The organism is Pseudomonas sp. RA_15y_Pfl2_54 (assembly GCF_963971015.1).
Lineage (GTDB): Bacteria > Pseudomonadota > Gammaproteobacteria > Pseudomonadales > Pseudomonadaceae > Aquipseudomonas > Aquipseudomonas baetica_A.
In genome coordinates this window covers 1-12248 of the sequence record NZ_CAXAPN010000022.1, presented here as the reverse complement: position 1 = coordinate 12248, position 12248 = coordinate 1, and the positions used below count along the sequence as shown (strand labels likewise).

Genomic DNA, 12248 nt, shown 5'->3' with positions numbered 1-12248 from the left:
ACTGCAAAGTTACGGGGGCTTTTTGTTGGGTGCGCTTCAGATCACTCTTCAGCCACCTTGCCCGCAGCCTGACGCTTCTCGATCAAGTCCACCAAGCGCTTGGCCAGTGCCGGATAGTTCTCATCGAAGTGATGACCACCCGGCAGTTTCACTGCTTCGCCGACGGCTGTCTTGTCGGTGCAGCCGCTTTCATCGGCCTCTTCTTCACCGTAGATGCACACAACCTTGGCCGCTGGCAGCTTGGCCATTTCCGGGCCGGTGGCGGCTTCTTTGCCGGCGTTGCCGAGCCAGCCTTCGACTTCGATCTCGAAGCTGCCGGTGCGGGCGAAGGCCAGCAGGATGATGGCGTCGACGCGTTGCTGCTCGGTTTCAGGCAGGCGGTTGTAGATCGCCGGCAAGACATCGGCACCGAACGAGTAACCGGTGAGGATGAAGCGCTTGGTGCCCCATTTCTGCCGGTAGTGCTGCATCAGTTCGGTCAGGTCCAGCGCGCTTTGCTCTGGACTCTTGTGCTGCCAGTAGTAGCGCAGGGTGTCGATGCCGACCACCGGGTAGCCGATCTTGGCCATTTCGCCCGCTACGTCCCGGTCGAGGTCGCGCCAGCCGCCGTCACCCGACAGGAACAGGGTGACGGTGTCTTTGGCCTGGCCGGCCGGGACTTCAACCACCGGGATCGCCAGACCACCGTTGGCCTTGTCGCCGCCGACGAGGATTTTGCGCAGTTCGTTGTTCAGCACTTGCGGCAGGTTGATGTCGTAGTCGCTGATACTGGTTTCGGCGTTCGGTTGATCGCGCACGAAACCGGCGCTGGTGTCGTCCGGGTTGTCGTTCCATGCCACCAGCCAGTGGCCGTGGGCAGCGGATTTAGGCAGCAGGTGGGTGCAGCCGGGTTTTTCCAGCGCCAGGCCAACCGATACGGCTTGGGCCTTGTCGTCCTTCTGCTCGGACAACCAGCGCCACGCCAGCACCGCACCAGGGCCGATGCCGCTGACCAGGGTGGCCGGGCCGTTCAGTTCGCGCAGACCCGTCTGCAGGGCGCGGCTTTGCAGCAGGCAGTCCTGGGGCAGAACCACCTGAACGATCTGCGCCGAAGCGCTGCGGCTCAGGGTGGTCAGTTGCTTTTCACTGAGTTTCTGGTCGTCATTGACGGCCACCAGCACCTGAGCCTTGGGCTGGGTGCCGGGAATCACACGGGTCATGGCCGGGCCATCGACGGGCGTGAGTTGTTCGAGGGTCGGTTCCGGTGCCGGACGTTTGAGGTACCAGTAACCGCCGCCGGCAATCACGGCCAGCACAATCAGTGCGGCCAGGATGTACTTCAGGGAGCGTTGAATCATCAGCGTTTCACCAATCCAGTCAAGCCGCCCGCGATCAGGGCGGCAGTATCAGCCAGCGCCACCAGCGGATCCAGTCCGGCGGGCACGGCCATATAACGGGGTTCCCAGTCAGGCTGGAACTTGTCTTTGAAGCGGCGCAAACCTTGGAAGTTGTACAGCTGCTCACCACGGCGGAAAACCATCGAGCCCAGACGCTGGGTCAACGGTGCACCCCGTCGAGGTTGCAACCCCGACAACGGCACCATGCCCAGGCTGAAGCGCGCGTATCCGTGACTCTTATAATGTTGAATCAGGCCGACCATCATGAATTCCATGGTCAGCTTGGGAGCCTCCGGGTGCGCGCGCATCAGGTCGAGACTGGCCAAGTCATGGCTGTAGGTCTCGAGCAGGTTGGCGAACGCCACCGGACGACCTTCGAAGCGAATCACCGCAATGCGGAAATGCTTCAGGTAATCGTCGCTGAAACGGCCGAGGGAGAAACCTTTCTCGCGTACATTCTTGCCGGTCAGCCAGGCATCGGAAATAACCTTGAGCTCATCCATCGGCGCTTGCCCCGGCTCGTGGATTTCCAGCGACAGACCGTCGCGGGTGCCACGGTTCCAGGTGTAGCGCAGATCCTTCATCTCTTTGCCCTTGGCTTCCAGGTCAAAGCGATGCAGGTCGACCCGGGCTTCTTCGCCAAGCTTGATCGCGGTCAGGCCGATGTCCATGTAGTACGGCAGGTTTTCCGCGCGTACTTGATAGAACACGGGGCGAGCGTGATGGATGTCGCACAGGTCGCGGAACTGCCAGATCATCTCGGCGCGTTGCTGGCCGGGGCCGATAGGGTCGTACAACGCCACGAGGCTGCGGCCACGACGGGCATACATCAGGAACGCTTCGTCGTTGGGGTGGAACAGCAACGCCTTGTCACCGGTCAGCGCGAGGCCGCCATCGGGTTGCGAGGACGCCATCAGAATCTTCGCCGCGCGATCGATTTCGTCCGGCGTCGGCAAATGAATCACCGGGCGCGCGGTGCGCAGCAGCCAGGTCAGTGCAATCACCAGCAACAGCACCGCCGCGCCGAGCAGCGAGCGCAGGCCGCGTGGTGCGTCGGCGTCGAGGGTGAACTGCCACCATAGTTGATGGCTGTACGGTACGTCTTGATAAGCGAACAACAGCAGCCAGGTCGAGGCGCCCAGCACGCAGAGGCTGGCCACCAGATACAGCGGCGAGAACGGCAGTTCGGTCAGGCGGCTTGGGCGATAGAACGAGCGACGGAACACACCCAGCAACGCCGCGGTGAGTGTCATCAGCGTGGCTTCTTCCCAGTCGAAGCCTTTGAGCAGCGAGAGCAGGGCACCGACAAGCAACAGAATGGTGGTCAGCATCCACGCGGCTGAGAGGCGACGGCGCAGGCCCTGAGCCAGCATCAGACAGAGCACACCGATCAGGCTGGCGCCGAAGTGCGAAGCGTCGACCAAACGATGAGGGATCAGGAAACCGATGTGCTCCAGGCGCGTGTCGATCTCGGGTGTGGCACCGGAGAACAGCAGCACCACGCCGGACAGAAACACCAGCACCGCCAGAATCGGCGCCGCCAGACCGGACGCCGCGCGCATGGTCTGGGTCTGGAACAGGCGCTGGCCTTCATTGATCAACAGCAATACGCAGGCGACCAGCAGCGGCAGCACCACGTAGATCAGGCGATAGAGCAGCAACGCAGCGGCCAGTGGTGCGGCACCGAGTTTGTCGGCAAACGCGGCCAGCAGGATCGCTTCGAATACGCCGACACCGCCTGGCACATGGCTGAGTACGCCAGCGGCCAGCGCCAGCAGGTACACCAGCAGGAACGCGCCAAACGGTGGGCTTTCGGGCAGTAACAGATACAGGACAGTCGCAGCAGCGGCGACGTCGAGAGCGGTGATGAGCAGTTGCAGGAAAGTCAGGCGTCGACCCGGCAGGCGCAAGGTGCGACGGCCGGCCTTGACCAGCAGGTTGTCACGATACGGTTGTTCCGGCAGGCGACGACGATAGATGCCGATCATCAGGATTGCGCCGAGCAGCAGCACAGTCGCAGCGATCGTACCCAGCAGTCCCTCGGACAAGCCCAGTGCCTGAGAGGCGGCGGGCAGATCGCTCAGGGTCGCCAGAGCCGCCAGCGGGGGCAGGGCGCAGCCGAGCGACAGGCTGGCGAACAAGGTCATGTGCGCGACTTCCGACGCCCCCAGGCCCAGTCGTGCATATAAACGATAGCGAACCGAACCGCCGGACAGCATCGACAGGCCGATGGCATTGCCAATCGCAAACGCGGTGAAACCGCCGAGCGCCAGTGTGCGCGGTGGCAATGTCACGCCGGCATAGCGACTGGCCGACCATTCGTAACCCAGCAGAATAATAAAGCCGACCACGGTCGCGGCGAATGCACCGAGGAGGGCGGGTGTGGGCACGGCAAGAATCGAGTCATGCAAGGCATCGAGATCGAGCTCGGCGAGCAGATGACGACAGGCAATCAGCGCAATGGTAAACAACAGCAACGTGACCGCCAGGCCAATCGGTTGCCGGTATTTGCTTAACCGATCCAGCAAGCGCAAACGCTCGGGTTTGATCGGGTGTTCCGCTGTGACGGTGTCTTGTGGATCAGACGAGTTGGCGCGCATCAATCACCTCTTGGATTGTGCGCGACAGGATGGAGGTATCCAGCCAAGTTACCAATCCCTGTAGAAAAAAATAATCACAAAATACTACGCCTCTCACCGGGTATCGACGAGGGCAGTCATGGATGGCAGACGTCTTGTTCGCGACACAAGCATAGTCGCAACTCGGCGGGTCTGATGATCCTGGACGATTCACTGCACTGTGACAGATCATTGTTGCGAAAGGACTTTTTCCACAGATACAAAAAAGGCCACTCTTTCGAGTAGCCTTTTTTGATGTTTGGTTGCGGGAGCCGGATTTGAACCGACGACCTTCGGGTTATGAGCCCGACGAGCTACCAGACTGCTCCATCCCGCGTCTGTGTGGCGGCATTCTACAGGCGAACGGCGAGGTGTCAACCGCTAATTCCGTAAAGGGTCAAATAAGTGTGGAATCGCGCCAAACGGTCGCAGGTGGCGCGTTAAGTTTCGGAAACGAAACGAATTCCTGTTTGACGGTTGTCATGGCTGCGAGGGCTGAAACTGAAAAACACGCACGCACAAAAAAGGCCACTCTTTCGAGTAGCCTTTTTTGATGTTTGGTTGCGGGAGCCGGATTTGAACCGACGACCTTCGGGTTATGAGCCCGACGAGCTACCAGACTGCTCCATCCCGCGTCTGTGTGTCGGCATTCTACAGAGGATCGCTGGGCTGTCAACCTTCAATCCGGATAAAAAGTGTTGAGGTTCAATCGGTTAGCGTTTTATTGGGATGTTGGAACACGCTACAGGTCAGGTGGGACAAGGCTTTCGGCTCTATTGGTTGTCGATTTTCGATTGAGAAAATAAATTCATAGGGCTTTTCCTACAGATGGAAAAGAACATTCAGACCACTGGTGCTATATACAGTTGTCAGTGAGATACTGCCTATCCGGTTCGCCACGTTTCCTTTTCTGACATGACTCAGCGAAAAATCATCCACGTCGACTGTGACTGTTTCTACGCCGCCATCGAAATGCGCGATGACCCGCGCTTGGCCGGCAAACCGTTGGCGGTGGGCGGGTCGGCAGATCGGCGCGGGGTGATTGCCACCTGTAATTACGAGGCGCGTGCCTATGGTGTGCGCTCGGCCATGTCATCGGGGCATGCCCTGAAGCTGTGCCCGGACCTGACCATCGTCAAACCGCGCATGGACGCCTATCGAGAAGCTTCAAAGGAAATTCATACAATCTTTGCCGATTACACTGATCTGATCGAGCCACTGTCGCTGGATGAGGCCTACCTTGATGTGTCGGACAGTGCCCATTTCGGTGGCAGTGCCACGCGCATCGCCCAAGACATCCGCCGTCGCGTCTCCAATCAATTGCACATCACTGTTTCTGCAGGCGTGGCGCCGAACAAATTTCTGGCGAAGATCGCCAGTGACTGGAAGAAGCCCAATGGCTTGTTCGTGATTACGCCGGATCAGGTCGAAGATTTTGTCAGCGGCTTGCCGGTAAGCAAATTGCACGGTGTCGGCAAGGTCACCGCCGACAAGCTGGGCAAGTTCGGCATCGTCGACTGTATGCAATTGCGCGAGTGGGACAAGCTGGCGCTGGTGCGCGAGTTCGGCAGTTTTGGCGAGCGACTCTGGAGTCTTGCCCGTGGGATTGATGAGCGGCTGGTCCACAATGACAGTCGCCGTCAGTCGATCAGCGTGGAAAATACCTACGATGTTGACCTGCCGGATCTGCGCAGTTGCCTGGATAAGCTGCCAGAGCTTCTGGAAACCCTGAAAACCCGTATGGCGCGAATCGATAGCAGTTATCGCCCGGGCAAACCGTTCGTCAAAGTGAAATTCCACGACTTTACCCAGACCACGCTGGAGCAGGCCGGGGCAGGGCGGGATCTTGGCAGCTATCAGTTGATGCTCACGCAGGCGTTCAATCGGGGTGGCAAACCGGTACGTTTGCTGGGGGTTGGCGTGAGGCTTGAGGATTTGCGCGGCGGGTTTGAGCAGATGGAGTTGTTTGAGCGGTAGTTTTGCGGTGAATATCGTTCGGCCTTCGCGGCAAGACCGCTCCCACAGGGAATTTGTGCAAGACACAGATCCAATGTAGGGGCGGGCTTGCCCGCGATGCTTTCAGCTTTTAATTAGATCCTGGATCAGCCACCAGGCGTCCCGCATCCTTGGTCAAGGACTTGAGAAATTCAGCCTGCAACTCGGGATCGTTACGCGTCAGTTCGATCAGGCTTTGTTCCAGTTCGCTGGCTTCTTCTTCCAGGCCCAGTTCCGACAGACGTTTGACTCGGTGCACCCACTGGCTCACTTCGTCATCTTCAAGGTCGTCGTAAATCAGCCCGTGGGCTTCCAGCAGCTTGCCACGCAGGTGGCTGCTGATCACCAGGGATGAGTCAGAGTGCACGTCATCCTTGGCGTCTTCGACGCTGATCTGCAATTTGCCGACATGATTGAGGTCATTTTCGGCGAACGGACTGTCCAGCAGGTTGAGACGCAGCACGCCGTTGCGGTCGGTGGTCATGTCGAAAGTCTGTTTGCCAGCCTTGACTTGTACCGGGCGCTCGCTCCACGGCAGGCTCGAATACTCCGTGCGCTTGTCGCGTTGGACTTCATCGATGCCGGCCAGGTTCTGTTGCGCACGACCGTTGGACTGCACGTTCATGAACGGGTTGAGTCCGGCGAAGCCGTAGCTGAGCCAGTCCTTGGTCACGCTGTCCGGCAAGTTGCCGAGCGCGAATACGTTGACCACGTTCGCGCCGACGCCACCGACCACGGCCACCACACCCAGCGGGATCTCGTAGATTTCCCGCCAGGGCTGGTAAGGCGTGTAGCGATCGTAACGACGGGTGACGTCGAACTCGGTGACTTCGAACGTTTTCTGCTCGTTGATCTTCACGCGTCGCTGCGGCAGCTCAAGCACCTTAGGCTCACCGACATCGATCTGCAGGCTGTGATCGAGCAGTTTGCGCTCGACCCGCTCTTCGTGCTCGCTGCGCTGTGACATGTGATTGGCACAGCCGCTGACCAGCAGGGCACCGCACAGGGCGGTGCCACCGAGGCCTAAGGTGTTTCGCTTGAACATGACGTCTCTATCTGGTTTCAGCGGCGGATACGGGCCTGAAGGAAGGACAATACGTCAGCCACCGGCAGCGCTTGCGCCTCGCCTTCGGTACGGCTCTTGTATTCCAGGTTGCCTTCGGCGAGGCCGCGGTCGCTGACCACGATGCGGTGTGGAATGCCGATCAGTTCCATGTCCGCGAACTTGATGCCCGGGCTGGTTTTCTTGTCGCGATCGTCCAGCAGCACTTCGAAACCGGCCGCAGTCAGTTCCGCGTACAGCTTGTCGGTGGCTTCGCGAACCTGTTCGGTTTCATAACGCAGCGGCACCAGCGCGATCTGGAACGGCGCCAGGGTGTCGCTCCAGATGATGCCGTTTGCATCGTTGTTCTGCTCGATGGCGGCAGCCACCACGCGGGACACGCCAATACCGTAGCAACCCATTTCCAGGGTCACTGGCTTGCCGTTCTCGCCCAGCACTTCGCACTTCATTGCTTTGCTGTACTTGTTGCCCAGCTGGAAGATGTGACCGACTTCGATGCCGCGCTTGATTTCCAGCGTGCCTTTGCCGTCCGGGCTTGGGTCACCCGCCACCACGTTGCGCAGGTCAGCCACGGTCGGAACCGGCAGGTCTCGCTCCCAGTTCACGCCGAAGTAGTGCTTGTCATCGATGTTCGCGCCGATACCGAAGTCGCTCATCAGCTCGACCGAGCGGTCGATGATGATTGGCAGCGGCAGGTTCAGTGGGCCGAGGGAACCGGCACCGGCGCCAATGGCGTCACGCAGTTCGGAGTCGGTCGCCATGACCAGCGGGCTGGCAACGCCGGGTTGCTGGGCGGCTTTGATCTCGTTGAGTTCGTGGTCGCCACGGATCACCAGAGCGATCAGTTTGCCTTCTTCTTCGGCGCGCACGATCAGGGTCTTGATGGTCTTTTCAATCGGCAGATTGAATTTTTCCACCAGTGCAGCAATGGTCTTGGTGTCCGGAGTGTCCACCAGACGCAGCTCTTGAGTCGGTGCAGGGCGGGAAGTCTCTCGTGGCACCGCTTCGGCTTTCTCGATGTTCGCCGCATAGTCGGAGCCGTTGCTGAAGGCGATGTCGTCTTCGCCGGACTCGGCCAGTACGTGGAACTCGTGGGAACCGGCGCCGCCGATCGAGCCGTTGTCAGCCTCGACAGGGCGGAACTTCAGGCCCAGACGCGTGAACACGTTGCAGTACGCCTGATGCATGCGGTCATAAGTGACCTGCAGCGAAGCCTGATCGGCGTGGAACGAGTAGGCGTCTTTCATGATGAATTCGCGGCCGCGCATCAAACCGAAGCGTGGGCGGATTTCGTCACGGAATTTGGTCTGGATCTGGTACAGGTTGATGGGCAGCTGTTTGTAGCTGCTCAACTCGTTGCGCATCAGATCGGTGATCACTTCCTCGTGGGTCGGGCCCGCGCAGAAGTCGCGACCGTGGCGGTCTTTGATGCGCAGCAACTCAGGGCCGTATTCTTCCCAGCGCCCCGATTCCTGCCACAGCTCGGCCGGTTGGGTGCTCGGCATCAACACTTCCAGAGAGCCGGCAGCGTTCATTTCTTCGCGAACGATGGCTTCAACCTTACGCATAACCCGCAGGCCCATGGGCAGCCAGGTGTACAGGCCCGAGGCGAGTTTGCGGATCATGCCGGCGCGCAGCATCAGCTGATGGCTGATCACGACCGCATCGGAAGGCGTTTCTTTCTGTGTGGCGAGCAAAAATTGACTGGTGCGCATGGTTGGCCGTTGTCGGTTGCTATGACTGGAAATGACGGAGCAGTGTACCGGCGAGTTTTGCTGCCGTACAGAAGTGTGGTCAGTGCAGTGGGGTAACGGCGGGATTCCTCCCGCCGTTGGCGAAACGTCTTACGATTCTTCCGCAACCGGCGTCGGCACGGGCTCCTGCGTCGGTGTCGGGCCTTCGCGACGGCTTTCCTGGAACCAGTGCAGGGCGATCAGCACCAGTGTCGGTACGCCGAGCAATGCGGTGATGAGGAAGAAGTTGTGGTAACCGAACTTCTCCACCATGACCCCGGAATACCCACCAATGAGGCGCGGCAACAGGAGCATGATCGAGCTGAGCAGGGCGTATTGCGTTGCGGAGAATTTCAGGTTGGTCAGGCTCGACAGGTACGCAACAAACGCCGAAGTTGCAAGGCCCGAGCTGAAGTTGTCGAGGGAAATGGTCACCACCAGCATCTTAAGGTTCGGACCCATGTCGGCCAGCATCAGGAACAGCAGGTTGGTGCCTGCCGAGGCCGCGCCACCGATAAACAGGATCGGCAGAATCCCGAAGCGTACGATCAGCAGGCCGCCCATGCCCGCACCCACGAGGGTCATGATCAGGCCGAAAATCTTGCTGACGCTGGCGATCTGATCCTTGGTGAAGCCCTGGTCGATGTAGAACACGTTGGCCATCACGCCCATGACCGTGTCGGACATCCGATAGGTAGCGATCAGCCCGAGCAACAACAGGGCTTGCCAGCGGTAGCGCAGGATGAAGTCGTTGACGGGCGTCAGCACGGGCGCAAGCCCACGGCGTCCCATGGCCGACAGGCACATCCAGGTGAGCAAGGTGTAGAGAATGGCGCGCAGGAAGGCGCGGTCTTCGAGCAGCAGGTCCAGCGGGCTGACGCCTTCAAACAGCACGCTGGCGAAATCGGTGTTGTACAACTGAGTGAACATCGCCGGCACGGACACCAACAAGATGATCAATACCAATACCGACATCAATTGGTGCATGAAGGTGTAGCGGCCGGCCTGCAATTGGGTGCGCAGCGGCACTGGCGGTTCACGCATGAACAGGGTCGTGAGCAGGGCGGGAATCATCAGCGCGCCGAACAGCGCATACGTGCCAGCCCAGGCCGAATGTTTGTAGTTGAAACCGGTCGAGCCAAAGCCTTCGGCGAAAAACAATGCGCCAGCGGTCGCCAACAGGGCGGCGACGCGATAGCCAGACATATAACTGGCGGCCAGTGCTGCCTGGCGGCTGTCGTCGGCGATTTCCAGGCGATAGGCATCCACCGCGATGTCTTGGGTGGCGGAAGCGAAGGCGACGACAACGGCGATGGCGATCAGCCAGGACAGATGCTTCTGCGGATCGCAGAAACCCATGCCGATCAGGCCCAGAATCACCAGCACCTGCGAGAGCACCAGCCACGAGCGGCGACGGCCAAGCTTGCCCAGCAAGGGCAGGCGCCATTGGTCGAGCAGCGGTGACCAGACCCATTTGAACGCATAGGCCAGGCCGATCAGGCTCGCGTAACCAATGGTTTCCCGGGCCACGCCGGCCTCACGCAGCCAGACGGAAAGCGTTGAAAACACCAGCATGTACGGCAGGCCGGCGGCGAAACCCAGCAGCAACAGCACGAGTGTCGAAGGACTGGCATAGGCGGCGAGCGCGGCGCGCCAGGTTTTACGGGGCATGGGCTGAAGTCTGCCTCAAGATTGCGAAAACAAAGCGCGCACTCTAACCGCTGTGCTCTACCGGACGCCAGCCATGGCGCTGAATATCCACACGATTGTTCAGGATGGTGATGCCTTCCATGCGCAAACGCGCACGTTGTTCATCGCCCGATGGGCTGCCTGCCGGCAGGCTGATCCGACCGCCGGCGCCCAATACGCGGTGCCAGGGCAGTTTGGTGTCGCCGGGCAATTGACTCAGGGTGCGCCCGACCCAGCGCGCGGCACGCCCCAGCCCGGCAAGGTCAGCCAATTGACCATAGCTGACGACCTTGCCCTCGGGCACTTGGGCGAGGGTCGAGTAGAGCGCCGTGCGTCGGATTTGCGCTTCGCTCTCGTTTTCGTGAATCAGGTCTGTCACGTCCGCGGTTCCTGAATGTGTTCGTTCGATATTTTCAAGGGTAAATGCAGACCGTGCAGTTGAGAAATGAACTCAATAGAAATAGTCCGGTCAGTCCTTGTCAGGGTCTTATTCCTACGGATAATGCCGAACTTTTTCGCAAACTTGAGCCCTCGATTCGCTTATGTTTTCCAGAACCTTGCTGTGCCTTGCTGTTTTCAGTGCGTCCACGCCCCTGCTTGCCGACACCGTCTGGATGAAGAACGGCGACAAGTTGAGCGGTAAAATCACCCTGTTCGATGGCGGTAAGCTGTTGGTTCAGACCCAGTACGCTGGCGCGGTCTCGATCAACTGGAAAGAGGTCAAGACCCTGGAAAGTGACCAGGAGTTGCTGGTCAAGCAGGACGCCTATAACGGTGAGAAAGCCAAATCGCTGACCGCTGCCGGCGACGGAAAGGTCACGCTGGCCAACGGCGAAGCGCCGAAAACCGTGGAGCTGGCGAGCATTCAGCAAATTCTCAAGCCCAAGCCGGTGGTCGAGGATCTGGTGTGGAAGGGTAATGTCGACCTGGCACTCGATTATCAGCGCGCCGAAAAGGACACTGATGATTACGACATCGGCTTCAAGACCTCTGCGCGTCATGGGCGCTGGCGTCATACCGCTGAAGGCGAATACAACCGCGAAGTGCAGAATGACGTGACCACCACCGACAACTGGCGCGCCGAGTATGCACTCGACCGGTTCCTGACTGATCAGTGGTTCTGGCAGGGGCGCCTGAACTACAAACGCGATCACGTCGAGGAATTGTCACGTCAGCGAGTCGTGGGTACCGGCCCCGGCTACCAGTTCTGGGATGACGAATTGGGTGCGTTCTCGCTCGGCTCGCTGTTGAACCGGACGGACTATGAATACAGCGATGGCAGCAAGGACAACTTTTACTCCGTCGCGATGAAGTGGGACTACAACCGCTACCTGATTGGCAAGAAGGTCGAGTTCTTCACTAACGGTGAGGTCGGCAAGCCGTTGTCCGGTGTGGCGGATTACGCGCTGGATGCCGAAATGGGGCTGCGCTACAAGGTTACCGACTGGGCTTCGCTGAATCTCAAGGCTGAGCGCGACATCATCAGCGGTACCGATGATGCGGATTTGAGCAAGACACGTTACACCGCAGGCTTTGGCGTGGCCTGGTAGGGTAAAAGCAAAAGATCGCAGCCTGCGGCGGCGCCTACAAAGAATCAGCGTAGGAGTTGCTGCGGGCTGCGATCTTTTTTTGCGCCTGGAAAACAAGCGTGTCTAGTCCTGAAATAGGTTTACACCTATCTCACCCTAACGCCCGATGCACTGCATCGGGCGTTTTGTATTTTAAGGACAGGTGCGGGCGCTCTTGGTTGTAGATCAAGACCGCTTCCCGCACC

The 12248-nt window shown here is 59.5% G+C and carries 8 protein-coding genes and 2 tRNA genes; 2 read left to right on the top strand and 8 right to left on the bottom strand.

The features are described 5' to 3' along the window. Nucleotides 1–41: 41 nt before the first annotated feature. The 4 genes from AACY50_RS16935 to AACY50_RS16920 all read right to left on the bottom strand — a co-directional run bounded on the left by AACY50_RS16935 (nucleotide 42) and on the right by AACY50_RS16920 (nucleotide 4629). Nucleotides 42–1337, bottom strand: a complete 1296-nt coding sequence (locus AACY50_RS16935; protein ID WP_339464405.1) for a virulence factor family protein — start codon at nucleotides 1335–1337, stop codon at nucleotides 42–44. Then, entirely contained in the window at nucleotides 1337–3976 is a 2640-nt protein-coding gene (gene mprF / locus AACY50_RS16930) for a bifunctional lysylphosphatidylglycerol flippase/synthetase MprF (protein WP_339538887.1), read from the bottom strand. The genes AACY50_RS16935 and mprF overlap by 1 nt, the downstream gene beginning before the upstream one ends. 278 nt (nucleotides 3977–4254) lie before the next feature. Beyond that, nucleotides 4255–4331: transfer RNA gene (locus tag AACY50_RS16925), tRNA-Met, on the bottom strand. Between the two features lie 221 nt (nucleotides 4332–4552). After that, a tRNA-Met gene (locus AACY50_RS16920) sits at nucleotides 4553–4629 on the bottom strand. A gap of 280 nt (nucleotides 4630–4909) precedes the next feature. Between AACY50_RS16920 and dinB the strand changes: the two genes are divergently transcribed. Beyond that, nucleotides 4910–5971: a DNA polymerase IV gene (gene dinB / locus AACY50_RS16915; RefSeq protein ID WP_339430611.1), complete on the top strand. Its 1062-nt coding sequence runs from the start codon at nucleotides 4910–4912 to the stop codon at nucleotides 5969–5971. A 109-nt stretch (nucleotides 5972–6080) separates the two neighbouring features. Here the strand turns inward: dinB and AACY50_RS16910 are convergent, their stop codons facing one another. The 4 genes from AACY50_RS16910 to AACY50_RS16895 form a co-directional block, all read right to left on the bottom strand. Beyond that, nucleotides 6081–7034, bottom strand: coding sequence for a hypothetical protein (locus tag AACY50_RS16910; RefSeq protein WP_339430612.1), 954 nt, complete (start codon nucleotides 7032–7034; stop codon nucleotides 6081–6083). Between the two features lie 17 nt (nucleotides 7035–7051). Continuing rightward, a complete protein-coding gene (locus AACY50_RS16905; RefSeq protein ID WP_339538886.1) occupies nucleotides 7052–8767 on the bottom strand; it encodes a proline--tRNA ligase in 1716 nt (571 codons plus the stop codon). A 129-nt stretch (nucleotides 8768–8896) separates the two neighbouring features. Next, a complete protein-coding gene (locus tag AACY50_RS16900; RefSeq protein ID WP_339538885.1) occupies nucleotides 8897–10456 on the bottom strand; it encodes an AmpG family muropeptide MFS transporter in 1560 nt (519 codons plus the stop codon). Between the two features lie 43 nt (nucleotides 10457–10499). Beyond that, nucleotides 10500–10853, bottom strand: a complete 354-nt coding sequence (locus AACY50_RS16895) for an MGMT family protein (RefSeq protein ID WP_339430615.1) — start codon at nucleotides 10851–10853, stop codon at nucleotides 10500–10502. A gap of 163 nt (nucleotides 10854–11016) precedes the next feature. On the opposite strand from AACY50_RS16895, the gene AACY50_RS16890 reads away from it, so the two are divergent. After that, nucleotides 11017–12024 carry a DUF481 domain-containing protein gene (locus AACY50_RS16890; protein ID WP_221731464.1) on the top strand — a complete coding sequence of 336 codons (1008 nt, stop codon included), beginning with the start codon at nucleotides 11017–11019 and terminating at the stop codon, nucleotides 12022–12024. Nucleotides 12025–12248 lie beyond the last annotated feature (224 nt).